Origin of the sequence: Leclercia sp. EC_58 (assembly GCF_019584355.1) — a bacterium.
Taxonomy (GTDB): Bacteria; Pseudomonadota; Gammaproteobacteria; order Enterobacterales; family Enterobacteriaceae; genus Enterobacter.
This window is the reverse complement of the sequence record NZ_VDAM01000001.1, coordinates 3,407,950-3,432,990: the sequence shown is the minus strand read 5'-3', so window position 1 is coordinate 3,432,990 and position 25,041 is coordinate 3,407,950. Positions and strand designations below refer to the sequence as shown.

The 25,041-nt window shown below is 60.7% G+C and carries 21 protein-coding genes and 1 pseudogene; 14 read left to right on the top strand and 8 right to left on the bottom strand.

The genetic code is table 11. The features are described from left to right. The first annotated feature begins 6 nt into the window (after positions 1 to 6). The 5 genes and pseudogenes from FHC51_RS16840 (at position 7) to pptA (ending at position 3,213) form a co-directional block, all read left to right on the top strand. Positions 7 to 516 carry a GNAT family N-acetyltransferase gene (locus FHC51_RS16840; RefSeq protein ID WP_220436123.1) on the top strand — a complete coding sequence of 170 codons (510 nt, stop codon included), beginning with the start codon at positions 7 to 9 and terminating at the stop codon, positions 514 to 516. Positions 517 to 525: 9 nt separating this feature from the next. After that, on the top strand, positions 526 to 1,449 hold the full coding sequence (locus FHC51_RS16835; RefSeq protein WP_220436122.1) for an amino acid ABC transporter permease: 924 nt from the start codon (positions 526 to 528) through the stop codon (positions 1,447 to 1,449). Beyond that, positions 1,433 to 2,206 (top strand): amino acid ABC transporter ATP-binding protein, encoded by a 774-nt coding sequence (locus tag FHC51_RS16830; protein WP_103822025.1) that lies wholly within the window; start codon positions 1,433 to 1,435, stop codon positions 2,204 to 2,206. The genes FHC51_RS16835 and FHC51_RS16830 overlap by 17 nt, the downstream gene beginning before the upstream one ends. 9 nt (positions 2,207 to 2,215) lie before the next feature. Further along, positions 2,216 to 2,608, top strand: a pseudogene (locus tag FHC51_RS23175) (transporter substrate-binding domain-containing protein); the annotation flags it as partial. A gap of 374 nt (positions 2,609 to 2,982) precedes the next feature. Next, a complete protein-coding gene (gene pptA / locus FHC51_RS16820) occupies positions 2,983 to 3,213 on the top strand; it encodes a tautomerase PptA (protein ID WP_114314907.1) in 231 nt (76 codons plus the stop codon). A 68-nt stretch (positions 3,214 to 3,281) separates the two neighbouring features. On the opposite strand, the gene FHC51_RS16815 is transcribed toward pptA, so the two are convergent. Beyond that, entirely contained in the window at positions 3,282 to 4,178 is an 897-nt protein-coding gene (locus FHC51_RS16815; protein WP_220436121.1) for a LysR family transcriptional regulator, read from the bottom strand. Between the two features lie 129 nt (positions 4,179 to 4,307). Between FHC51_RS16815 and FHC51_RS16810 the strand changes: the two genes are divergently transcribed. The 5 genes from FHC51_RS16810 (at position 4,308) to FHC51_RS16790 (ending at position 10,918) form a co-directional block, all read left to right on the top strand. Beyond that, on the top strand, positions 4,308 to 5,615 hold the full coding sequence (locus tag FHC51_RS16810) for an MFS transporter (protein ID WP_103822020.1): 1,308 nt from the start codon (positions 4,308 to 4,310) through the stop codon (positions 5,613 to 5,615). 15 nt (positions 5,616 to 5,630) lie between these two features. Next, entirely contained in the window at positions 5,631 to 6,698 is a 1,068-nt protein-coding gene (locus tag FHC51_RS16805; RefSeq protein ID WP_114387006.1) for a tartrate dehydrogenase, read from the top strand. Positions 6,699 to 6,701: 3 nt separating this feature from the next. Beyond that, on the top strand, positions 6,702 to 7,964 hold the full coding sequence (locus FHC51_RS16800; RefSeq protein WP_220436120.1) for a glycerate kinase: 1,263 nt from the start codon (positions 6,702 to 6,704) through the stop codon (positions 7,962 to 7,964). Between the two features lie 217 nt (positions 7,965 to 8,181). Then, positions 8,182 to 10,284 (top strand): elongation factor G, encoded by a 2,103-nt coding sequence (gene fusA / locus FHC51_RS16795; RefSeq protein WP_220436119.1) that lies wholly within the window; start codon positions 8,182 to 8,184, stop codon positions 10,282 to 10,284. 16 nt (positions 10,285 to 10,300) lie between these two features. Next, the gene (locus FHC51_RS16790) at positions 10,301 to 10,918 is read left to right on the top strand and encodes a trypsin-like peptidase domain-containing protein (protein WP_156238784.1); all 618 of its coding nucleotides are present in this window, start codon (positions 10,301 to 10,303) and stop codon (positions 10,916 to 10,918) included. Positions 10,919 to 11,059: 141 nt separating this feature from the next. Here FHC51_RS16790 and FHC51_RS16785 read toward each other — a convergent pair whose 3' ends face one another. Further along, the gene (locus tag FHC51_RS16785) at positions 11,060 to 11,632 is read right to left on the bottom strand and encodes a flavin reductase family protein (RefSeq protein ID WP_220436118.1); all 573 of its coding nucleotides are present in this window, start codon (positions 11,630 to 11,632) and stop codon (positions 11,060 to 11,062) included. A 136-nt stretch (positions 11,633 to 11,768) separates the two neighbouring features. Here FHC51_RS16785 and FHC51_RS16780 point away from each other — a divergent pair, with 136 nt between their 5' ends. The 4 genes from FHC51_RS16780 to nhoA all read left to right on the top strand — a co-directional run bounded on the left by FHC51_RS16780 (position 11,769) and on the right by nhoA (position 16,036). Beyond that, on the top strand, positions 11,769 to 12,461 hold the full coding sequence (locus tag FHC51_RS16780) for an ABC transporter ATP-binding protein (RefSeq protein ID WP_114387016.1): 693 nt from the start codon (positions 11,769 to 11,771) through the stop codon (positions 12,459 to 12,461). Next, positions 12,458 to 13,426 (top strand): ABC transporter substrate-binding protein, encoded by a 969-nt coding sequence (locus tag FHC51_RS16775; protein WP_220436117.1) that lies wholly within the window; start codon positions 12,458 to 12,460, stop codon positions 13,424 to 13,426. The genes FHC51_RS16780 and FHC51_RS16775 overlap by 4 nt, the downstream gene beginning before the upstream one ends. A gap of 38 nt (positions 13,427 to 13,464) precedes the next feature. Further along, positions 13,465 to 15,120: an iron ABC transporter permease gene (locus FHC51_RS16770; RefSeq protein ID WP_220436116.1), complete on the top strand. Its 1,656-nt coding sequence runs from the start codon at positions 13,465 to 13,467 to the stop codon at positions 15,118 to 15,120. 70 nt (positions 15,121 to 15,190) lie between these two features. Continuing rightward, positions 15,191 to 16,036 carry an N-hydroxyarylamine O-acetyltransferase gene (gene nhoA / locus FHC51_RS16765; RefSeq protein ID WP_220436115.1) on the top strand — a complete coding sequence of 282 codons (846 nt, stop codon included), beginning with the start codon at positions 15,191 to 15,193 and terminating at the stop codon, positions 16,034 to 16,036. Positions 16,037 to 16,134: 98 nt separating this feature from the next. On the opposite strand, the gene narI is transcribed toward nhoA, so the two are convergent. From narI to FHC51_RS16735, 6 genes are all read right to left on the bottom strand, one after another. After that, the gene (gene narI / locus FHC51_RS16760) at positions 16,135 to 16,815 is read right to left on the bottom strand and encodes a respiratory nitrate reductase subunit gamma (protein WP_103179651.1); all 681 of its coding nucleotides are present in this window, start codon (positions 16,813 to 16,815) and stop codon (positions 16,135 to 16,137) included. Next, complete coding sequence (narW, locus tag FHC51_RS16755; protein WP_220436114.1) at positions 16,812 to 17,507, bottom strand: nitrate reductase molybdenum cofactor assembly chaperone; 696 nt, start codon at positions 17,505 to 17,507, stop codon at positions 16,812 to 16,814. Before narW ends, narI begins: the two co-directional genes overlap by 4 nt. After that, positions 17,507 to 19,051: a nitrate reductase subunit beta gene (gene narH, locus FHC51_RS16750; RefSeq protein WP_114314924.1), complete on the bottom strand. Its 1,545-nt coding sequence runs from the start codon at positions 19,049 to 19,051 to the stop codon at positions 17,507 to 17,509. Before narH ends, narW begins: the two co-directional genes overlap by 1 nt. Further along, positions 19,048 to 22,788 carry a nitrate reductase subunit alpha gene (locus FHC51_RS16745; protein ID WP_220436113.1) on the bottom strand — a complete coding sequence of 1,247 codons (3,741 nt, stop codon included), beginning with the start codon at positions 22,786 to 22,788 and terminating at the stop codon, positions 19,048 to 19,050. The genes narH and FHC51_RS16745 overlap by 4 nt, the downstream gene beginning before the upstream one ends. 66 nt (positions 22,789 to 22,854) lie before the next feature. Beyond that, on the bottom strand, positions 22,855 to 24,246 hold the full coding sequence (locus FHC51_RS16740) for a NarK family nitrate/nitrite MFS transporter (RefSeq protein WP_220436112.1): 1,392 nt from the start codon (positions 24,244 to 24,246) through the stop codon (positions 22,855 to 22,857). A 198-nt stretch (positions 24,247 to 24,444) separates the two neighbouring features. Beyond that, the gene (locus FHC51_RS16735) at positions 24,445 to 25,020 is read right to left on the bottom strand and encodes a TetR family transcriptional regulator (protein ID WP_220436111.1); all 576 of its coding nucleotides are present in this window, start codon (positions 25,018 to 25,020) and stop codon (positions 24,445 to 24,447) included. Positions 25,021 to 25,041 lie beyond the last annotated feature (21 nt).

Here is a 25,041-nt window from a genome sequence, read left to right as displayed (position 1 = left end):
GAACCTATGAGCGACCTTTTTCGTGACGTTTCGCCGGAGGACGCCGATCTTCAACCCATTATTAACGGGCTGTTCGGAGAATACGCGGCGCGCTACGGGGACTACTTCTCTAAAGATGCCGAGGTGGAACTGACCGAGTGGTATCTGGCGCCCCAGGGGCTGTTTATCGTGCTGGAGCGCGACGGAAAGATTATCGCCACCGGGGCCTATAAGCCTTTCGACGCCCGGACCGCCGAGATCAAACGCATCTGGACTGACAAATCCCTGCGCCAGCAGGGGCTTGCCGCCCGGGTAGTGCAGGAGCTGGAGCGCCGGGCGTGGCTTGCCGGTTATAGCCAGATCTACCTCACCACCGGCTTCCGTCAGCCGGAAGCGGTGCGGCTCTACCTGAGCCAGGGCTACACGGCGCAGTTCGATCTTAACCGCGACCCGGAAGAGTACAGCCAGCCGCCGTTCGACGGGCGGCTGCGCTTCACCAAAACGCTGGTACGCGAAGCGTTCAGTAAATTGGCATGAGGAACGATGATGAACAACGTTGAAACCATCAAAGTGGTCCCGGCGCGCTATCCGCTGCGCACGGTGGGGGCGATTGTTGCGCTGTTTGTGCTGGCGGTGGTCATTCAGTCGGTGGCCTTTAACCCCCGCTGGGAGTGGGCGGTGTTTGCCCGCTGGTTCTTCGACCCGGTGATCCTCGAAGGGGTGGGGCAGACGTTACTCCTGACCCTGATCGGCACCGCCCTTAGCGTGGTGATCGGCGGCCTGTTAGCGCTGGCGCGGTTGTCCTCCTCGTGGCTGTTGAGCAGCCTCGCCTGGGGCTATATCTGGCTGTTCCGCTCCCTGCCGCTGATTGTGGTGCTGATCGTTCTCAACAACTTCTCCTATCTCTACGACACGCTGTCGCTCGGCGTGCCGTTTACCGGCATCACCTGGGGCAGCTTTGAGACCATCAACGTGCTGGGGCAGTTTTCAACGGCGGTGGTCGGGCTGACGCTGGTGCAGAGCGCCTATACTGCGGAGATCATTCGCGGCGGCTTCTTAGGGGTCGATCACGGCCAGTATGAAGCGGCAGCCGCGCTGGGCTTACCTGCCTCACGCCGCACCCTGCGTATCATTCTGCCGCAGGCGCTGCGCACCATTTTGCCTTCCGGGTTCAACGAAATCATTAGCCTCGCCAAGGGCACAGCGATGGTCTACGTCCTGGCGATGCCGGAGCTGTTTTATACCATCCAGATGATCTACAACCGCACCCAGGAGGTGATCCCGCTGCTGATGGTCGGTGCCGTCTGGTATCTGGCGATCACCACTGTGCTCTCGGCCATTCAGCATCTGGTTGAGCGAGGCCTGGCCCGCAGCGAGCGCCGCTCGGCGGTGAACAGCTCCCGCGCCACCCGCTCCCGTTCCGTTACCACCCCAACCACACAGGAGCCCGTCCATGCCAGCCTCTCCTGAAGGACATATTTCCATTACCGGTGTGAGCAAGTTCTTTGGCCGCCACAAGGCGCTGGATAACGTCTCGCTGGAGATCCCGCCCGGCTCGGTAACGGTGATCCTCGGGCCATCTGGCTCGGGCAAATCGACCCTGCTGCGCACCATCAACCATCTGGAGCGCGTTGACGAAGGCTTTATCCAGATTGACGGGGATTACATCGGCTATCGCCGGGAGGGCAACACGCTGTATGAGCTGAAAGAGAAGGCGATCCTCAAACAGCGGGTCAATGTCGGCTACGTGTTCCAGAACTTCAACCTCTTCCCGCACCTGACGGTGCTGGAGAACCTGATTGAGGCGCCCATCGCCCACAAACAGCTGAGCCGTAAAGAGGCCGTCGAGCGGGCTTACGAACTGCTCGACGTGGTGGGGCTGCGGGATAAAGCCGACGCCTGGTCGCGTCATCTTTCCGGCGGGCAGCAGCAGCGCATCGCCATTGCCCGCGCCCTGGCCCTACGCCCACGGGTCATGCTGTTTGATGAACCCACCTCGGCGCTGGACCCCGAACTCGTTGGCGAGGTGCTGGATGTGATCAAAAAACTGGCCCGCTCCGGCACGACGCTGGTGGTGGTGACCCATGAGATCGGCTTCGCCCGGGAAGTGGCGGACCAGGTGGTGTTTATGGTCGACGGCAAAATCGTGGAGCAGGGCAGCAGCGACGAGGTGCTGAACCGTCCGTCTCACGCGCGAACGCGACAGTTCCTGTCCAAAGTACTGTAAGGAGTGAAGATGAAAAAGGGAGTACTGGCGTTGCTCATGGTGGCATCCACAAGCCACGCCGCGATTGATTTACAGGCTAACGAGCAGCCACTACCGGTGACGGTGGACAAGCAGGCGGTGGCGAAGATCCCGGCTAACTACAAATTTGTCGAACCGGGCACCCTGACGGTGGCTATTTCGGCGCTCAACTCGCCGCCGCTGGCATTGCTGGCAAGCGATAACCGCACCCGCATCGGCAGCGATCCGGATATCGCCAGGCTGCTGGCGGGCAGTCTCGGTCTGAAGCTGAAGCTGGTGCCGACCGCGTGGGAGGACTGGCCGCTGGGCATCACCTCCGGGCGCTACGACGTGGCGCTGGTCAATATTGCGCCTCCGGTTGGACGCGCGGAGCGCCAGCAGTTTCAGCGCCTGCTGATCTGGCTGGTAGCCAACGTCTATCCCACCTTTACTTATGCCGACTACCCGGAGCGCTGGGCACCGGACGCCCCGGAACAGCTACAGCAAAACTGCCGTGAATACCGGAAGTCGCTCTACCTGTGGCTGGATAATCACCTCAAAGCCACCCCGTATGCTTTTGGCGAGCAGATCACCCTGATCGACTGCTACCTGTGCGTGATGCGCACCTGGGGTCCGCGCCCGGACTGGTTTGCTGCCAATACCCCGAAGATCACGGCCATCGCCGATAGCGTGTGCAAGCTCCCGAAACTGCACAAGGTGCTAAAAGACAACACTATTCTCTGCTAGTCTGGAATGCTCATTCAAAAGGAGCCCTGCACATGCCGCACGTTGATATTAAATGTTTTCCCCGCGACCTGAACGACGAACAAAAAACCGCTCTGGCGGCGGATATCGCCGAGGTGATTACCCGTCATCTGAACAGTAAAGATCGCGCCATTTCCGTAGCCCTGAACGAGGTCGCAGAAGCCGACTGGAAAGCGCAGGTCTGGGATACGGAGATTGGCCCGAAGCTGGATGAGTTGATTAAGAAGCCGGGTTATTCGATGTAAGCCTTTTGCCCGGCCTGCGTGTACTGTACCCGTGTAGGCCGGGTAAGGCGCAGCCGCCACCCGGCGATTCACACATACAGCTCCGGATGTTCCTCCAGCATCGCCAGCATATTATCCCGAATCTCATCCTGCGCCCCGGCCATCCACACCGCCTCCAGCGGCATCCCCATCTGCTCCGCGCCGTTCAGCTGCACAAATTTCACGCCCGGCATCAGATAGCGACTGCTCCAGGCGGGCACAATCGCCAGCCCAATGCCCGCCGCCACCAGGTTGATAATGGTCTGCTTCTCGTCCGCCATCTGTGACACTGTCACTTCAATGCCCGCGTTATGAAAGAGATTCATGGTCAGGTCATGGCTGTGCGGGCGCGAGCGCCGCTCCGGCAGGATCATCGGCATCCCTTCCAGCTCCGCGATATCGACCCTCTCCCGGTCGGCAAACGGATGGCTGGCGGGCAGGGCGAGAATTCCCGGCTCATTGCATAAAAATGCCCGGCCAAACTGGGCGTCGAGCTGCGCGGGCGGGCGGATAAAGACCACATCCAGCCTGCCGCTTTTCAGCTTCGGCAGCAGATGCACGGTCTTATCTTCGAACAGCTGGATCTCCACATCCGGGTAGTGCTGGCGGAAGAGTTGCAGCAGTCCGGGCAGCAAACCGATGGCCGCGCTGTCGATGGTGCCGACGCGCAAAAGCGGCTGCGCCCGGCGTGGATTTTGACGAAATTGCAACATAATCGCGTCGGCATGGGCGAGCAGCTTTCGTGCCTCTTCCCGCAGCAAAACACCGTTCTCCGTCAGCGCTACGCGGCGGGTCGAGCGGGTAAACAGCCGCGTGCCAAGTGCCTCTTCTAAAAGACGAATATTCCTTCCCAGGGCGGAGGGCAGCATATCCAGGCGCTGGGCCGCCTGACCGAAATGCAGGGTTTCGGCTACCGCCAGAAAACAGCGCAGGTGTTGTAGTTCCATTTTGGCTCGCTCGCGATTATTGCATTTTTTTGTATAAACCGATGCGCATGATCATGCAAGAAATATCAGCATACTCATCAGGGCAGCCCGACTGCGTACCCTACAAAATAATTATGAGGAACACCTCACATGACCTGCACAATCGAACAACGGGTAATGCGCAAAATCACCTTGCGCATCGTACCCTTCATCATGCTGTTGTACTTCATCGCCTTCCTCGACCGCGTGAATATCGGTTTCGCGGCGCTCACCATGAACGCCGACCTCGGCTTCTCCCCGGCAGTGTTTGGCTTCGGCGCCGGGATCTTCTTCCTCGGCTACTTCCTGTTTGAGGTGCCCTCCAACCTGATCCTGCATAAGGTCGGGGCGCGCATCTGGATTGCCCGGGTGATGATCACCTGGGGGCTGGTCTCCGGCGGCATGGCCTTCGTGCAGGGCACCACCAGCTTCTACACCCTGCGTTTTCTGCTCGGCGTGGCGGAAGCGGGCTTCTTCCCGGGGATCATCCTCTACTTAAGCTACTGGTTCCCGGCGCAAAAGCGCGCCCAGGTGACGGCCATCTTTATGGCAGCAGCACCCATCTCCACCGCCCTCGGCTCGCCGATCTCCGCGGCGCTGCTGGAGATGCACGGCATGATGGGCTTCGCCGGCTGGCAGTGGATGTTTGTTCTCGAAGCAGTACCGGCGGTGATCCTCGGCGTGGTGGTGCTGTTCTGGCTCACCGATCGCCCGGAAAAGGCGAAATGGCTCAGCGAAGAGGAGCGCGGCTGGCTGATTGCCACCCTGCAACGTGAGCAGGCGGCAAAACAGGCCACGGCCCAGCACAGCGTCTGGAAAGGGCTGCTGGATAAACGCGTTCTCGCCCTGTCGCTGGTCTACTTCGGCACCTCCGCCGGGCTCTACACCCTGGGCATCTGGTCCCCGCAGATCATCAAAACGCTCGGCGTCTCCTCCATGACCGTTGGCCTGCTCAATGCAATCCCTGCGGTGCTGGCGGTAGCAGCGATGGTGCTCTGGGCGCGTCATTCCGACAGAACCGGTGAGCGCTCCTGGCACGTGATTGCCGCCTGCATTGTGGCGGCGGCAGGGCTGTTTATGGCGGGCAGCACGGCGAGCATCGTTGGGGTGATCCTCGCCCTGACCATCGTTAACTGCGGCATCAGCGCCTCCAAGCCACCGCTGTGGAGCATGCCAACCCTGTTCCTTTCCGGTTCGGCAGCGGCGGCGGGGATCGCCACCATCAACTCCCTCGGCAACCTGGGCGGCTTCGTCGGTCCGTTCATGATTGGCCTGATTAAGCAACAGACCGGCAGTTACACCTGGGGGCTGTGGTTCGTCGCCGGGCTGCTGATCCTCTCTTCACTGGTGGTGCTGTGGCTTTCGGCGTCCAGCCGTAAAGCGCAGGCCAATGAAACATTAATTCAGTCAAAACATTAATTTAAGGGAAAAACCATGAAAGATTACGCCATTGCAGCCATCCCCGCAGACGGTATCGGCCCGGAAGTGATCACCGCAGGCGTTGAGGTCTTACACGCGCTGGCCCAGCGTCAGGGAGATATGCGTTTCTCAGTACATACCTTCGAGTGGGGCTCGGACTACTACAAAACCCACGGCGTGATGATGCCGGAGGATGGCCTGGAGCAGTTAAAAGCCTTTGATGCCATCTATTTTGGCGCGGTGGGCGCGCCGGACGTGCCGGATCACATCACCCTGTGGGGGCTGCGTCTGCCGATCTGCCAGGGCTTTGATCAGTATGCCAACGTGCGGCCAACCAAAATTCTGCCGGGCATTCAGTCCCCGCTGCGCAAGGCGGTACCCGGCACCCTCGACTGGGTGATCGTGCGTGAGAACTCGGAAGGGGAATATTCCGGCCACGGCGGTCGCGCGCACCGCGGCCTGCCGGAAGAGGTGGGCACCGAGGTGGCGATCTTCACCCGCACCGGGGTAACGCGCATTATGCGCTACGCCTTCCGCCTGGCGCAGTCCCGTCCGCGTAAGTTGTTAACCGTTGTCACCAAGTCCAACGCCCAGCGCCACGGGATGGTGATGTGGGATGAGATCGCTGCCGAAGTCGCCCGCGAATTCCCGGACGTCACCTGGGACAAGATGCTGGTGGACGCCATGACCGTGCGCATGACCCTGCACCCGGAGTCGCTGGATACCATCGTGGCAACCAACCTGCACGCCGATATTCTCTCCGACCTGGCGGGGGCGCTGGCGGGCAGTCTGGGGGTTGCGCCGACCGCCAATATCGACCCGGAGCGTCGTTTCCCGTCGATGTTCGAACCGATCCACGGCTCGGCGTTTGATATCACCGGTAAAGGCATCGCCAACCCGGTCGCCAGCTTCTGGACTGCGGCGCAGATGCTGGAGCATCTGGGGGAAGGGGAAGCCGCTGCACGCCTGATGGCGGCGGTGGAGCGGGTCTGCGCCGAAGGGATCATGACCCCCGACGTGGGCGGCACGGCCAACACCCGCGAGGTCACCCAGGCGGTGATCCGCGCCATTGCAGAAGGCTGACCTATGGCACAACACGACGACAGCGCCCTGCGAGGGGCGCTTACTGAGATCTTCATGGCGGCGGTGAAAAGCGCCGACCCCCATGAGGCGCTGATCAACGCCCTGCCGGAGAAACCGCGCGGCCGCTGCATTGTGGCGGGCGCCGGGAAAGCCAGCGCCGCCATGGCCGCCGCGCTGGAGGCCGCCTGGCCGGATGTGGATTTACAGGGCGTGGTGGTAACGCGCTACGGTCACGCGGTGGTGACGGAAAAAATCCGTATCGTCGAGGCGGCGCACCCGGTATCCGATGCCATGAGCGAAGTGGCCTCAATGCTGATGATGGAGCAGGTGAAGCACCTCACCGCCGACGACTGCGTGATTGCGCTTATCTCCGGCGGGGGATCGTCCCTGCTGGCCCTCCCGCGCCAGGGCATCACCCTGGCCGACAAGCAGGCGGTGAACAAAGCGCTGTTGAAGAGCGGGGCGACCATCAACGAGATGAACACGGTGCGCAAGCAGCTGTCGGACATCAAAGGCGGACGTCTGGCGCTGGCGGCGCTGCCTGCCCGGGTGATTACGCTTATCATCAGCGACGTACCGGGTGACGATCCCCAGAGCATCGCCTCCGGCCCGACGGTGGCGGACAGCTCCACGCCAGAAGAGGCGCTGGAGATTATCGCCCGCTATGGCCTGAAACTGCCGGAGCCGGTAATGCGGGTGCTCCGCACCCCGCGCGCCCCGGTGACGACAGCAGAGATTGAAGAGGATATCCGCCTGATCGCCACCCCCTCCGGCGCGCTGGCCGCTGCCGCAGCCGTGGCGCAGAAGATGGGATACACTCCGCTGATCCTGGGCGATGCCCTGGAAGGGGAAAGCGCGCAATTAGGCATTATCATGGCCGGGATTGCGAAATCCGTAAAACAGCACGGCCTGCCGGTAAAAGGTCCGGCGGTGCTGCTGAGCGGTGGAGAGACCACGGTGACGATTGGCGACACGGGATGTGGCCGCGGCGGGCGCAACACCGAGTTCCTGCTGGCGCTGGTTTGCGCCCTGAAGGGCGAGGCGGGGATTTACGCCATCGCCGGGGACAGCGACGGGATTGACGGCACCGAAGATGCGGCGGGAGCGATTGTCACGCCGGATACGCTTGCTCGCACCGCGCTGGATGCTAAGGCGATGCTGCGCGGACATGACAGCTACAGCTACTTTGCCGCCGCGGGCGATCTGGTGGTGACTGGCCCTACATTAACCAACGTGAATGATATCCGGGTGATAATGATCGCCTGACAGGAGCAGTGCCGGGCGGCGCTGCGCTTGCCCGGCCTGGAATGGCCCCGATCTCGTAGGCCGGGTAAGGCGCAGCCGCCACCCGGCGTTGCCGCGCGGTCTGATTCCCTCACCGTAAATCACCCGTCCCCCCTTTGACAGGGCACTACACTGATCTACATACCTGCACGCGCTAACCCAGCGCGTGTTTGTCATGTCCATAAAATAAGGATGCATCATGATCCGGCCTATTCCTCTCGAGCGTTATCGCAACATCGGTATCTCTGCGCATATTGATGCCGGTAAAACCACCACCACCGAGCGCATCCTGTTCTATACCGGGGTGAGCCATAAGATGGGGGAGGTCCACGATGGCGCGGCGATCACCGACTGGATGGCGCAGGAGCAGGAGCGGGGGATTACCATCACCTCGGCGGCGGTAAGCTGCTTCTGGTCTGGCATGGATCGCAGCTATGAGCCGCACCGGATCAATATCATCGACACCCCCGGCCACGTCGATTTCACCATTGAGGTGGAGCGCTCCATGCGGGTGCTCGACGGGGCGGTGATGGTTTATGACTCGGTGGGCGGGGTACAGCCACAGTCGGAAACCGTCTGGCGGCAGGCCAATAAATACCATGTGCCGCGCATCGCCTTCGTCAACAAAATGGACCGTCCGGGGGCCGATTTCTTCCACGTGGTGCAGATGATGATCGACCGGCTGAAAGCGCACCCGGTACCGATTGTCATCCCCATCGGCGCGGAGGAGCACTTCACCGGCGTGGTCGATCTGATCCACATGCGGGCCATCATCTGGGATGACGCTACCCAGGGAATGACCTTTACCTACGCGCCGGTGCCGGATGATTTACAGGCCACTGCCCGGACCTGGCGGGATAAAATGGTCTCCGCGGCGGCGGAGGCCAACGACGAGCTGATGGATAAATACCTCGACACCAACGAGCTCGACGAGGCAGAAATTATCCGCGGCTTACGTAAACGGACGGTGGCTGGCGAGATCCAGCCGATGCTCTGCGGCAGCGCCTTTAAAAACAAAGGGGTGCAGCGAATGCTCGATGCGGTGATTGAGCTGATGCCGTCCCCCCTCGACGTTCCCGCCATTGACGGCGTCGATGAGAAAGGGCAGCACGCTGAGCGCCATCCCAACGATGACGAACCCTTCTCGGCGCTGGCGTTCAAGCTGATGTCCGACCCCTACGTCGGTCAGCTGACCTTTATCCGCGTCTACTCCGGGGTGCTGAAAAAAGGTGACGCGGTCTTTAACCCGGTGAAGGGCAAAAAAGAGCGCATCGGGCGTATCGTCCTGATGCACGCCAACGACCGGCACGACGTGGAGGAGCTGCGCACCGGGGATATCGCCGCTTGCGTCGGGCTGAAAGATGTTACCACCGGCGACACCCTGACCGACCCCAACGCCGTCATCACCCTTGAGCGGATGGAGTTTCCGGACCCGGTGATCTTCCTCTCCATCGAGCCGAAAACCAAAGCTGACCAGGAGAAGATGGGCATCGCCCTGCACCGTCTGGCGGCGGAAGATCCCTCCTTCCACCTGCATACCGACGAAGAATCGGGCCAGACCATTATCTCCGGGATGGGTGAGCTGCATCTGGAGATCATCGTCGACCGCATGAAGCGCGAGTTTGGCGTCGAGGCCAACATTGGCCGCCCGCAGGTGACCTACCGGGAAACCATCCGCAAAGCGGTGAACGACGTTGAGGGCAAGTTTGTCCGCCAGTCCGGTGGGAAAGGACAGTATGGCCACGTGGTGCTGAGCCTTGAGCCGCAGGCGCCGGGCAGCGGCTTTACGTTTGTCGATGCCACCAAGGGCGGGGTGGTGCCCCGGGAGTATATTCCGTCGGTTGAGAAAGGGCTGCGGGAAGCGATGAACAGCGGCGTGCTGGCTGGCTATCCGGTGGTGGATATCAAAGCGACCCTGACTTTCGGCTCTTATCACGATGTCGACTCCTCGGAGATGGCCTTCCGCATGGCGGCGATCTTTGGCTTTAAGGACGCAGCGCGCAAGGCCGACCCGGTGATTCTGGAGCCGATGATGCATGTGGAGGTGGAAACCCCGGAAGAGTACGCCGGGAACATTATGGGCGATCTCTCTTCCCGGCGTGGGCTGGTGCAGGGGATGGAGGAGCAGTTCGGCAGCCAGATTATCCGCGCCGACGTGCCGCTGGCGGAGATGTTCGGCTACGCCACCACGCTGCGCTCCATGTCCCAGGGGCGGGCAACCTACAGCATGGAGTTCCACCACTACGCCGAAGCGCCGCGCATCGTCGCCGATGAGATTATCGCCGGACGGTCGAAAAAGTAGGCCCGTGGGGTGAACCATGAAGCGTCTGCATTATGCTCTCGCCGCACTCATGGCACCCCTTATGTTGCTGGGGTGTGTGGTGATGTCCGGCACCAGCAAAACCGATTTTGCCGCGACCCGGCAGGCGGATATGGTCTTTATCGGCCTGCCGGCGCCGCTGAACTGGTTTGCTGCCGGGATGCAGGGCACCACTTTCCCGGTCTCAAGCCAACTGTCCCTCACCGCCGCCCACGTCGCAGTACCGCTGCTGAAGCCGGTCAGAGCCCAGCATCCGGTCTGCGATGTGGCGGTCATTGCCGATAACAACCGCGGCAAGATCGTGCATCAGCTGGCCTGGGCGCGGGCTGGACGCAACGTCACCCTGTTTGGCTACAGCGCCATAAACAGCCTGCCCAAATCCAGCCGGGGTAAGATCGACGGCTTCGTTAAGCGCGACGGCTGCTACTACGGCATCATCACCGGGGCGGGGGCGGTGTCGGGCATGTCCGGGGGGCCGGTAATAGACAGCCTGACCGGGGAGACGGTGGGGATCATCACCAACGTCATCCCCGGCAAGGGCGCGGTGGCTTTTGTAGCGGTGCAGGATTTTACCAACCTGCTGGACCGGATGCGGATCCCTTATAAGACCTATTAGAAGATATTGACTACAGTGCAGAACCTGCAACGCCGGGTGGCGGCTGCGCCTTACCCGGCCTACGTGTCCCGTGCTCGTGTAGGCCCGGGCAAGCGCAGCGCCGCCGGGCAAAATCCGGCACCTGAGTAAACACCGGTTATTTCACTCAGGCGCTTTCACCTGCTTCCCGCTGGTCACAAAGGTGCCTGCGCCCAGGTGGTGCAGGGTGTTGCGCTTATCATCGTCAAACTGCCAGCGTCCGGCCACGAATGCCCATTCATCGGCGGCGGCTGAGACCACCTCGCCAAACAGGGTGTCATACTTTTCTGCCGCAGAAGTGGCGGGCAGCAGACGGCACTCCATCCACGCCAGGCACTTCTCTTCAATTACCGGCAGCCCCAGCACCGGGCCGTTAATCACCGGAATCCCGTAGCAGTTGAACTTATCCTCATCGCGCCCGCTGACACTGCCCACGGCATAGGTCCAGTTGGTGGCCGCCACGCCGGGCACCACGATCCCGAACATGCCGCTGCGCTCAATCAGCTCCCGCGACCAGGCGCTTTTATCCACCACGATGGCGATCCGCGGCGGCTCGAACTCCACCGGCATCGACCAGGCGGCGGCCATGACGTTGCGGCGGTCCAGGCTGTCGTCGCGGCTGGTGATCAGGATGGTCGGGCCGTGATTTAACAGGCGGCTGGCGTGCATTAACTCAACGGGGCGGAAGTGGCTCATAGAAATTCCTCATCAATAGCATCAGAGCATTAAACGTCTGAAAGCCATCGGAAATCAATACGCAAAAAAGGTGTCATGTTTTCGCAACACAAGCTGCCTACAGTGGCGAGCATCAAATCCCAAAGAGGATAACAAGATGCTCACTTCCATATCGCTTAAAGGCGTGTCGTACGCTTTTGGCGCGAATACTGTATTGAATCAAATCGATCTGCATATCGAGCCGGGTAGCGTGGTTGCGCTGCTGGGGCCGTCGGGCTGCGGCAAAAGCACCCTGTTGCGTCTGCTGGCGGGGTTAACCCAGCCCGCACAGGGTGAGATCCATTTTGGCGATCGCCTGGTGGCGAAAACCGGGTGGGCACTTTCGCCGGAAGCCCGGGACATCGGCATGGTGTTCCAGGATTACGCCCTCTGGCCGCACATGACCGTGGCGCAGAATGTGATGTTCCCGCTGAAGATGCGCCATGTTCCGCGTCAGGAACGCGAAAGCCGCGTGGCGCAGGCACTGGATCGCGTCGGCTTAAGCGCCTTCGCCGATCGCAAACCGGCGGGGCTCTCCGGTGGTCAGCAACAGCGCGTAGCGCTGGCCCGGGCGATTGTCGCGGAACCGCGGGTGCTGCTGTTTGACGAACCGCTCTCCAACCTCGACAGCGAACTGCGTGGCACTTTGTGTCATGAGATGGCGTCACTGCTGCGCCAGCTCGGCACCACCGCCGTCTATGTTACCCACGACCGCCGGGAGGCTGAAATCCTGGCCGATCGCATCGTGCATTTGTCTGCTGGCAGCGTCGCTGCCGATCGTTTGATTACCACCTCAGGGGAGTTCGCATGAAAGCTACAATGTCCGTCAAAAAAGGAGTGCTGTTAGCCATGGCGTTATCGTCCGTTATGATCTCCAGCGCCCACGCGCTGACCGTCTACACCGCGGGGCCTGGCTCGCTCGCCAAAAATCTGGCCAGCGGCTTTGAAAAGAAAACCGGCGTGAAGGTGGATATCTTCCAGGCCACCACCGGCAAAGTGATGGCCCGCCTTGAAGCGGAGCAGGCTAACCCGCAGGCCGATATTCTGATCTCCGCCTCCTGGGATACGGCGGAAGATCTGCACAACCGCGGCTTGCTGCTGCCGTACCAGAGCGCCAATGCGGCTAACGTGCCTGCGGATCTGAAATCAGAGGACTTTGTCGCCCAGGGCGTGTCGGCATTGGGCATCGTCTGGAACACCAAAAGCGGCACCCCGGAGCCGAAAGAGTGGCACGATCTGACCACCGCCGCCTTTAAAGATAAAGTCACCACCCCGGACCCGGCGCTGTCCGGTGCTTCACTCGATCTGCTGATCGGGTTGCAGAATGGCATGGGCGATAAGGCCTGGACCCTATTTAATGAGCTGAAAAAGAACGGCATGGTGGTAAGTGGCCCGAACGCGCAGGCGGTCACCCCGGTGATGCAGGGAGCCAAAGCGGCAGTGTTCGGCGCAGTGGATTATGTCTCGTATGGCAACATCAGCCAGGGCGAATCCCTGAAGGTGATCTTCCCGGCCAGCGGCACGGTGATTGCCCCGCGTCCGATGATGATCCTCAAATCCACCCAGCATGCGGATGACGCTAAAGCCTTTGTGGATTACGTTCTCTCCCCGGAAGGCCAGGCGATGGTGGCTGATGCCTGGTTGATGCCCGCCCGTGGCGACGTGCAGGCTAAACGTCCGCTGCTTAACGACCTGAAAATTCTGCCGACCAAAAGCGATGGTAGCAGCGAACGCAGCGATATCCTCAAGCGTTTCAACACGCTCTTCACCTTATAATCAGGCGACGGGGGCAACCCCGTCTTCAGGACGGCTTCGTGAATCCTAAATATTTATCGGTAACGACGCTGGGATTATTGCTGATCCTGGTGGCGTTTCCGCTCACCTTTATTCTGCTCCAGGCGGTTTTTCCGCACTTCAGCGCCGGGCAGTTTTCCGGGGCGTTCAGCGGCATCAGTCGGCTACTGGCGGAGCCGCAACTGCCGGGCATGTTGGGCGGTACGCTGCAAATTGCCCTTGGCGTCGCCCTGGTCAGTGCGCTGATCGGCTTTCCCCTCGGCGTGGCGCGCGGGTTGTTTAACCTGCCGCTGCCGAGGCTATGGGATCTGCTGTTTCTGATCCCGTTTTTAACCCCGCCCTATATCGCCGCGCTCTCCTGGATGCTGGTCCTGCAAACCAACGGCTATCTGCAACAGATCACCGGGGTCAATCTCAACGACCTGCTGTTCAGCAGGAGCGGGATCGTGCTGGTGATGGCGCTGAATATCTTCCCGGTGGTCTATTTTGCGGTGTCGCGCAGCCTGCTGGCGAGCGGCCAGCGTCTGGCGCTGGTGGCCCGTGTTCACGGTGCCAGCCCTGGCCGGGCGTTCTGGCATATCACGCTGCCCATGCTTTCGCCGTCGCTGGCGGCGGGGATGCTGCTGGCCTTTACCCTGGCGATTGAAGAGTTTGGCGTGCCTGCCGCTCTCGGTACGCGCGCTGGCGTGGTGATGCTCACCACCGATATCGAGAAGAAACTGGCGGACTGGCCGATCGATCTTTCGGGCGCATCGATGCTTTCGGTGGTACTGGTGGTCATCGCCCTGAGTGCCTGGTGGCTGCAAAAAAAGCTGACCGGGCATCAGGATGTGACCAGCATTACCGGCAAACCGACGGAGAATATGGGTGCCAGCGCCGGGATCTTTACGCTGCCGGTTGTCGTTGTTTTTGCGTTGACCGGGTTTATCGCGGTGATCCTGCCGGGGGCCTCGATGGCGATGTCCGGGGTGCTGGGAACCCTGTCCGGCGGAGTGACGCTGGATAATCTGACCGGCGGGCACTATGCGGCGCTCTTCAGCCAGCAGGGAGATGCGCTGTCGGCACTGGGCACCAGCCTGTCGCTGGCGCTGGGGGCGGCCTGTATCACCGGCGTGCTGGGCCTGCTGGCCGCGTGGCTGGTGGTGGTGCAGAAGATCAAAGGGCGCGGCGTTCTGGATGCGCTGTCGTTGATGCCTGCCGCCTTGCCGGGCGTGGTAGTCGGGGTGGGGCTGATCCTGCTGTGGAACCGCCCGTTCTGGCCGGTCTCGCCCTATAACAGCTGGGCGATATTGCTGCTGTCCTACTGCTGCCTGTTGCTGCCGTGGCCGGTGCGCTACGTTGGCAGCGCGCTGCGCCAGCTGGGAGGGAATCTTGAGCCTGCCGCGCGGGTGCATGGCGCCTCGGCGTTGCAGGCGCTGCGCTTTATCGTGTTGCCGCTGGTCTCCCCGGCGATGCTGGCGGCGATGCTGATGGTGTTTGCCATCGCCTCGCGCGAGCTGGTGACGTCGCTGCTGCTGGCCCCGGCGGGCACACAGACCGTATCGGTCTTTATCTGGCGGCAGTTCGAGCAGGGTTCCGTAGGACAGGGAATGGCGATGGCGACCCTGACGCTGCTGACCGGGCTGGTGCTGATGCTAACGGCGCTCGGGATCATGCAACGCACCTCGCGCGGATAAAAAGCACTTTTGAAACAGTGACTGGGGTAAATTAGTTTATAAACAAGGAAAACTGTAAAAGGAACTGACTATGACCCCGTTTTTGACCGCTTATCTCGCCCGTACCGGCTGGCAGCAGCCGGTTTCTGCGGACATCGCCACCCTGCGGGGCCTGCACCTGCATCACAACAGCGCCGTCCCGTTTGAAAATATCGATGTGGTGCTGCCGCGTGAAATCCAGCTCGACGAGCAATCCCTGGTCGATAAGCTGGTCACCGCCCGCCGCGGCGGGTATTGCTTTGAGCAGAACGGGCTCTTCGAGCGAGCCCTGCGTGAGGTGGGATTCCATGTGCGCAGCCTGCTGGGTCGGGTGGTGCTGGCGAATCCAGCTCAGATGCCGCCGCGCACCCACCGTCTGCTGCTGGTGGATCTGGAGGGCGAACGCTGGATCGCCGACGTCGGCTTTGGCGGGCAGACCCTGACCGCACCCATCCGTTTAGTCGCCGAAGAAGAGCAGGCGACGCCGCACGGCCTGTACCGGCTAATCAACGACGGCAGCGACTGGGTGCTACAGTTCCGCCACCACGAGCACTGGCAGTCGATGTATCACTTCGATCTCACCGCGCAATACCAGGCCGATTACGTGTTGGGCAACTTCTGGTCAGCGCACTGGCCGCAGTCCCATTTCCGTCATCATCTGCTGATGTGTCGCCATCTGCCGGACGGCGGCAAACTGACCCTTACCAACTTCCACTTCACCCACTGGCAGGACGGCCACGCGGTGGAGCAGCTTAACCTCCCGGATGCAGAAGCACTTTATCAGGTGATGCAGGAGCGGTTTGGGCTGGGGGTGGATGATCCGAAGCACGGCTTTACGCTGGCGGAACTGACGGCAGTGATGGCCGGGTTTGAAACCCATCCGCAGGCGGGGAAATAGCCCGCAATGCCGGGCGGCGCTGGCGCTTGCCCGGCCTACGGTGTGGTGCGCTTTTGTAGGCCGGGTAAGGCGAAGCCGCCACCCGGCGTGGCTGGGGACTACCTTCGTGACCGCACCAGCTGATAACGCCGCGTAATGTACTCAAACGGCGCGCTCCAGACGTGTACCAGCCGGGTGAAAGGGAAGATCAGGAAAATGGTCATCCCCAGCACCAGATGGACGCGGAAAATGAAGGCCACGCCGCTCAGCATCTCCGATGAGCCGCCGCGGAAGGTGACGATCCCCTGGGCCCAGCCGACCAGCTTGAGCATCTCACTGCCGTCCGGGTACTGCGCCGAGAACGGAATGGTCGTCAGGCCGAGCACGCACTGGGTCAGCAATATACTCATAATGACAATATCCGGCGTAGTCGAAGTGGCCCGCACCCGCTGGTTAAACAGGCGACGGTAGAGCAGCATCGAGCCGCCAATCAGCGTCAACACCCCGCAGATCCCCCCGGCGATCATCGCCAGCTGCTGTTTCACCGCCATCGGCAAAAACCAGGCGTACATCCAGTGCGGGGTCAACATCCCGAACAGGTGGCCGAAGAAAATCCCCAGAATGCCGATGTGGAACAGATTAGAGCCCCAGTTCATGCCGCGCTTATCCAGCAACTGGCTGGAGGAGGCGCGCCAGGTGTACTGGCCGTAGTCATACCGCAGCCAGCTGCCGAGGAAAAAGACCGCGGCGCAGATGTAGGGGTAAATATCGAAGAAAAAGACGTTCAGATGGTGTGTCATTTTGGGCCTCCGGCGCTGACGTCCACGTACTGGGGCGCGACGTCCTGGCTAAAGCGTCGTTGATATTGCTGCATCGGCGGGCTGTCGCAGGCCGTGGCGTTATCTTCAATAAACTTCACCTGTTCCTCTTCCCAGACCGCATCCAGCGCCTGGCGGGTGTCATCCCGTTTTTCGCCTGCCACCTGCTGCGAGACACTGTCACTTGATAGCTTACTGCCTGCGAATTTCAGCAGGGCGTCGAACAGCTGATACTGTGCCACCTCCCGCTGTTTTAATCGCCCGCCAATCAGCGCCAGGATCGGCGCGACGTTTTGCAGTCCCTCTTGCGCCTGCGCCTCGGGCAGGATGCTCAGATACTCCAGATAGAGCGGCAGATAGTCCGGCAGTTCGCGGCAGTCGAGCTGCAAGCCGGCCTGCTCATACTGGTTCATCAGGTCGACCATCGCCTGGCCGCGATCCCGGGATTCAGCATGCACGTGCTCGAACAGCAGCAGCGAGGTGGCACGCCCGCGCTCGAACACTTCGCACCACGCCGCCTGCCGGTCAAGCAGCGGGGCATTGAGATAGTGCTCTGCAAACGGCAGCAGCCTCGGCGCGTCCTGCGCCACCAGGGCGAGGGCTTCGTCGCGGCTCTCCCACAGCGCCTCGTCCGGGTACTCAATCAGCAGGGCGATAATTTTGAGGATCTGCATTACTCTCCCTCCCCATGTTCGCGCACCTCGGTGATGTTGATAGCGTCGATGCGGCTGCTGTTGAACAGATTGAATTTGGTGTCGGAGCCGTGGCAGCCGTCACCGAAGGTAAAGCCGCAGCCGTTGCGCTCCGGGAAGGCGTCCCGGGCCATTTCCCGGTGGCTGGTCGGGATCACGAAGCGGTCTTCGTAGTTGGCGATGGCGAGATAGCGGTACATCTCCTCTACCTGTTCCACGCTCAGGCCCACCTCTTCAATAGCGCGGGTATCAGTCACCCCCTCTACGGTCTGGGAGCGCTTATAGTGGCGCATCGCCATCATGCGTTTCAGGGCGCGCAGCACCGGGCCGGTATCGCCCGCGCTGAGCATGTTCGCCAGGTACTGCACCGGAATGCGCAGGCTTTCCACCGCGGGGAGGATGCTGTCGGTCTGTGGCAGGCCACCGGCATCGGCGTAAGACTGGATCGGTGACAGCGGCGGAACATACCAGACCATTGGCAGGGTGCGGTATTCCGGGTGCAGCGGCAGGGCGAGCTTCCAGTCCATCGCCAGTTTATAGACCGGGGAGCGCTGGGCAGCATCAATCACGTTCTGGGGGATGCCCTGTTTCAGCGCCTCTTCAATCACCGCCGGATCGTTCGGATTGAGGAACACGTCGCACTGACGTTCGTAGAGATCGGTTTCATGCTCGGTGCTGGCCGCCTCCTGGATACGGTCTGCGTCATAGAGCAGGACGCCGAGATAGCGGATGCGTCCGACGCAGGTTTCCGAGCAGACGGTAGGCTGGCCCGATTCGATACGCGGATAGCAGAAGATGCATTTCTCCGATTTCCCGCTCTTCCAGTTGAAGTAGATCTTCTTGTACGGGCAGCCGCTGATGCACAGACGCCAGCCGCGGCATTTGTCCTGGTCGATCAGCACAATGCCATCCTCTTCACGCTTGTAGATGGCGCCGCTTGGGCAGGTGGCGGCACAGCTCGGGTTCAGACAGTGTTCGCACAGGCGCGGGAGATACATCATGAAGGTATTTTCGAACTGGCCGTACATCTCCTTTTGCATCCGGTCGAAGTTGCGATCCCGGGCGCGTTTCTCAAACTCGCCGCCCAGCAGCTCCTCCCAGTTTGGCCCCCACTTGATTTTATCCATGCGCTTGCCGTCAATCAGCGAGCGGGGACGGGCGGTGGGGAGATGCTCGCTCTCTTTGGCCCGATGCAGATCCTGGTAGTCGAAGGTAAAGGGCTCGTAGTAATCGTCGATCTGCGGCATTTGCGGGTTAGCGAAAATTTTTGACAGCACCCCCAGCTTGCCGCCCAGCCGCGGGGTCAGCTTGCCGGAGATGCCGCGGATCCAGCCGCCTTGCCACACCTCCTGGTCCTCCCAGTTTTTCGGGTAGCCGATGCCCGGCTTGGTTTCGACGTTGTTAAACCACGCGTACTCCATCCCTTCGCGCCCGGTCCAGACGTTTTTGCAGGTCACCGAGCAGGTGTGACAGCCAATGCATTTATCGAGATTTAACACCATGCCGACCTGTGAGCGTATTTTCATTTTTTCGCCTCCTGTACCTGGTCGTTACCTTCGCCATCCAGCCAGTTAATGTTTTTCATTTTGCGGATCATGATGAACTCGTCGCGGTTAGAGCCCACGGTGCCGTAGTAGTTAAAGCCGTAGGCGAGCTGGGCGTAGCCGCCAATCATATGGGTTGGTTTCGGGCAGACGCGGGTCACGGAGTTATGAATGCCGCCACGCCGTCCGGTCACTTCTGAACCGGGGATATTCAGAATGCGCTCCTGGGCGTGGTACATCATGGTCATGCCCGGCGGCACGCGCTGGCTGACCACCGCCCTGGCGGTGAGCGCCCCGTTGGCGTTGAAGGCTTCTATCCAGTCGTTATCCTCAATGCCCAGCTCCCGGGCGTCGGTTTCGCTCATCCAGACGATGGGCCCGCCGCGCGACAGGGTCTGCATCAGCAGGTTTTCGCTGTAGGTGGAGTGGATGCCCCATTTCTGGTGCGGGGTCAGGAAGTTGAGCGCCTTCTCCGGGAAGCCGTTCGGCGGGATCTCGCGCATATGGCTGACGCTGCGGGTATCAATTGGTGGACGATAGGCCACCAGGCTTTCGCCGAAGGCGCGCATCCAGAGATGATCCTGATACAGCTGCTGACGCCCGGAGAGGGTGCGCCACGGGATCAGCTCGTGGACGTTGGTGTACCCGGCGTTATAGGAGACATGCTCGCTCTCAATGCCGGACCAGGTGGGGCTGGAGATGATTTTGCGCGGCTGGGCCTGGATATCGCGGAAGCGGATCTTCTCGTCCTCCTTGTTCAGCGCCAGATGGCTGTGTTCGCGCCCGGTGAACTCCGCCAACGCTTCCCAGGCTTTGACCGCCACCTGGCCGTTGGTTTCCGGGGCGAGGGCGAGGATCACCTCCGAGGCGTCAATGGCCGTCTCGATGCGCGGGCGGCCTTTCGCCGGGCCGTCGAGCTTGACGTAATTGAGCTTGCCGAGGAAATCGACCTCATCCTGGGTGTTCCAGGAGATGCCTTTCCCGCCGTTGCCGAGCTTGTCCAGCAGCGGGCCGAGTGCAGTGAAACGCTCGTAGGTGTCCGGGTAGTTACGTTCGACCACGGCAATGTTCGGCGCGGTTTTGCCGGGGATCAGATCGCATTCGCCCTTGCGCCAGTCGGCAATGTCAAACGGCTGGGAGAGCTCCGCCGGGGAGTCATGCTGTAACGGCTGCAACACCACGTCGGTTTCAGTGCCCAGATGGCCGACGCAGACCTCAGAGAAGACTTTGGCGATGCCCTTGTAGATCTCCCAGTCGCTGCGGGACTCCCAGGCCGGATCCACCGCAGCGGAAAGGGGATGAATAAACGGATGCATATCCGAGGTATTCATATCGTCTTTCTCATACCAGGTGGCGGTGGGCAGGACGATATCCGAAAAGAGGCAGGTGCTGGACATGCGGAAGTCGAGCGTCACCAGCAGATCCAGCTTGCCCTCAATAGCGGCGGTCTGCCACTCCACCTCTTCCGGCTTCACGTCATCGGTGGTGCCCAGATCGTCGCCCTGAATGCCGTTTTCGGTGCCCAGCAGATACTTGAGCATGTACTCATGTCCCTTGCCGGAGGAGCCGAGCAGGTTCGAGCGCCAGACGAACAGGTTGCGCGGGTGGTTATTGCCGCTGTCCGGCTGCTCGCAGGCCATACGGATATCGCCGGATTTCAGCGCCTGGGCGGTGTACTCCTGGGGCGACATGCCAGTCGCATCGGCCTGAGCCTTAATGTGCAGCGGGTTGATGTTGAGCTGAGGGGCGGAGGGTAGCCAGCCCATCCGCTCGGCGCGCACGTTAAAATCAATCAGATGGCCGGTGAACTTCGAGGCGTCCGCCAGCGGGGAGAGCAGCTCCCGGGCGGTGAGTTTCTCATAGCGCCACTGGCTGGCGTGGTTGTAGAAGAACGAGGTGCTGTTCATCTGCCGTGGCGGGCGGTTCCAGTCGAGGGCAAAGGCCAGCGGCAGCCAGCCGGTTTGCGGGCGCAGCTTCTCCTGGCCGACATAGTGCGACCAGCCGCCGCCGCTTTTACCCACGCAGCCGCAGAAGACCAGCATGTTGATCATCCCGCGGTAGTTCATGTCCATGTGATACCAGTGGTTGACCCCGGCGCCGAGGATAATCATCGACCGGCCATGGGTTTTATGGGCGGTGTCGGCGAACTCCCGGGCGATCTGCTCGATATGACGACGCGGTACGCCGGTGATCTGCTCTCCCCATGCCGGGGTGTAGGCTTTGATCTCGGCGTAATCTTTTGCCGCGAGGTTATCCTCCAGCCCGCGGTCGAGGCCGTAATTCGCCAGGATCAGATCGTAGACGCTGGCGACCTGCAGCTGGCGGCCATCGGCAAGGGTCAACGTTTTCACCGGCAGCTGGCGCACCACCACCGGCTCCTGCTTCACGCTGCGAAAATACGGGTTCTCATTGCCGCCAAAGTAGGGGAAGGCCACCCCTGCGACGCTGTCGTGGGTGCCCAACAGGGAGAGCGCCAGTTCTGTCTCCTGGCCTGCCGCCAGCGGCTCGAGGTTCCATTTGCCTTTTTCGCCCCAGCGGAAGCCGATAGAGCCGTTCGGCACCACCAGATCGCCGGTGGTGGTGTAGGCGACGGTTTTCCACTCCGGGTTATTGGTTTCACCCAGCCCGTCGGCGAGGTCGGAGGCGCGCAGCATCCGGCCCGGCACGTAGCTGCCGTCCTCCCGCGGATCGAGCATCACCAGCATCGGCATGTCGGTGTAGCGGCGGCAGTAGTTGAGGAAGTAGTCGCTCGGGTTGTCGAGGTGGAACTCTTTCAGGATCACGTGGCCCATCGCCATGGCTAAGGCGCTGTCGGTGCCCTGTTTCGGCGCCAGCCACTGGTCGCTGAGCTTCGCCACTTCTGAAAAGTCAGGGGTGATGGTGATGGTTTTGGTGCCCTTGTAGCGCACTTCGGTGAAGAAATGGGCGTCCGGGGTTCGGGTCTGCGGCACGTTGGAGCCCCAGGCGATGATATAGCTGGAGTTGTACCAGTCGGCGGATTCCGGTACGTCGGTCTGCTCGCCCCAGGTCATGGGTGACGCAGGCGGCAGGTCGCAGTACCAGTCGTAGAAGCTCAGGCAGGTGCCCCCCAGCAGGGAGAGATAGCGGGTGCCTGCGGCGTAGGAGACCATCGACATCGCCGGGATGGGCGAGAAGCCCGCTACCCGGTCCGGGCCGTAGTGTTTGATGGTCCAGACGTTAGCTGCGGCGATAAGCTGGTTCAGCTCTTTCCAGTTTGAGCGGACAAAGCCGCCGTGGCCGCGGGCCTGCTTATAGCTCTGGCGCTTTTGCGGATCGTTCTGGATGGCGTTCCAGGCGAGCACCGGATCGCTGTGCTGACCCAGCGCCTCGCGCCACAGCTCAATCAGCTTCTTGCGCACCAGCGGATACTTCAGGCGGTTGGCGCTGTAGAGATACCAGGAGTAGCTTGCCCCACGCGGGCAGCCGCGCGGCTCGTGGTTCGGCAGGTCGGGACGGGTGCGGGGATAGTCGGTCTGCTGGGTTTCCCAGGTCACCAGCCCATTCTTAACGTAGATTTTCCAGCTACAGGAGCCGGTACAGTTCACGCCGTGGGTGGATCGCACAATTTTGTCGTACTGCCATCGCTGGCGATAGCTGTCTTCCCAGTCGCGGTTGGTGTGCATCACCTGACCGTGTCCATCGGCGAAGGTGTCGCCTTTGAGTTTGAAATAACGAAAGCGATCCAACAATTTACTCATGACATTTCTCCTGACGGGGCGACGCACCACCCCGGGGTTACACTGCTCACAAAATATTGAATATCGTTATGATTTGACGTGCTTCTGCCGACGGCCATACACCAGCCAGGTGACAAACACGCAGACGACGTAGAACACCAGGAAGACCTTCATTGCCCCCACCGGGGAGCCGGTTAACGCCAGCGAGGTGCCAAAGGCTTTGGGAATGAAGAACCCGCCCACAGCACCAATGGCCGAGATAAAGCCCAGCGCGGCCGCGGTGTCGGTAACTGCCTCTTTCTGCGCCTGTTCTTCCGTGCCGCCGCGCAGTTTCACTCTATAGACGGTGATTTGCCGGAAGATGACAGCGATCATCTGGAAGGTCGAGCCGCTGCCGAGCCCGGCGGTGAGGAACAGCCCCATAAACACCAGATAGAAGGCGGTAAAGCTGCCGGAACCGGAGCCTGGCAGGGTAAGGAAGAGCAGGGCGGTAAACACTGCCATAAAGATGAAGTTCACCAGCGTGACGCGCACGCCGCCGAGCTTGTCGGAGATCACGCCGCCAGCGGAGCGGGCCAGCGCGCCAATCAGCGGGCCAAAGAAGGCCAGGTGCAGGATGTTAACGTCCGGGAACTGAGTTTTCGACAACATGGCGAAGCCCGCGGAAAAGCCGATAAACGAGCCGAAGGTCGCCAGATAGAGCAGGCTCAACAGCCACAGATGAAGACGCTTGAGCACCGGCAGCTGGCTGGCGATAGTGGCTTTTGAACTGGCGATGTCGTTCATACCGAAAAAGGCGGCAACGGTTGCCAGCAGCAGCAGCGGGGCCCAGATCCAGGCGGCGTTCGCCAGAAACAGGGACGAGCCATCCTCCTGCGGTACGCCGTGCACCCCGAGGAAGGCAAACATCGGCAGAAAGATCACCACCGGCGCCACCATCTGCATCACGCTGACGCCAAGGTTGCCCAGCCCGCCGTTAATGCCCAGCGCGCTGCCCTGTCTGGCTTTGGGGAAGAAAAAGCTGATATTGCCCATGCTGGAGGCGAAGTTGGCGCCGGCAAAGCCGCACAGCAGGGCGATAATAATAAATACCGAATAGGGGGTAGCGCTATTTTGCACCGCAATACCCAGCCAGACGCAGGGAATAATCAGAATGACGGTGCTTAATACCGTCCAGTAGCGGCCACCGAATATGGGTACCATAAAGGAGTAGGGTACGCGTAATATTGCTCCGGAGAGCGAAGGCAGGGCGGTTAACATAAAGAGCTGGTCGGTCGTAAAATTAAAACCCACCTTATTCAGATTCACCGCCACCGCGCTAAATAACATCCAGACGCAGAATGCCAGCAGCAGACAGGCAACCGAAATAACTAAATTTCGTCGCGCAATCTTCTTACCTTTATTTTCCCAAAATGCGGCGTTTTCCGGTTTCCAGTTGCTTAACAGATAAGGATTATTCTTCTCAGCTTGTTGTGACATATTACCCTCTTGCATATCCGTAAATGGCAGAAAGAGAAAGTCATTCAGGCAGAGACCTGAATTTTGGGTGAGAGATTATTAGATGTTTTTGGGAGTCTTCTGAAAGGATAGATATAAAAAGCGAACCCATGAGTTTAGAAGGGAGAAGTGGGTTCGCTTAATGTGTTACAAATCGTAACAGTTAAGGGATGCTGATGATTAGCCCAGCTCGAGAGTAATTAACGTATCAAGATGCTGATTAAATGCGGCATCGTCCATCTGCGGCATGGATAACACATAGAGCCCGTCCAGCCCGCACACCAGGCCAATGAGCCGCCAGGCGACGTTTTCAGCACTGTCTTTCAGATTAAAGGCTTTCGCCTGTTCACCCGCGCGTATGATGGCTACCGTCTCCTGATGCCACATCTCCATGGTTAATACATACGCGCCTTTTATATCGGCATCGCGGGTAGCTAACAGCTGCGCCTCGCGCCACAGGCGAATGTAGGTTTCAAAACTGCGGTCGTCGCTGCCGAGCATGGCATGCAGGCGTTCGCGCCAGCTGGCATTTTCCGCGACTATTTCGGCATCCAGCAGGGCGCGGATCAGGCGGATAAAGGCCTGCGCCTTGAGTTCACCTGCCGAGGCAAAGTGGTGGTGCACCTGGCCGGTCGCCACTTTTGCTTCGGCGGCAATACGTCTGACGGTCATCCCGGTAAAGCCTTCGCTCAGCGCCACGCGCATCGCCGCCTGCAGGATCTCCTCTCGCCGTTCATCCTTGCTCAGATAGCTCATTTTTTTCACTCTCAACTGGGG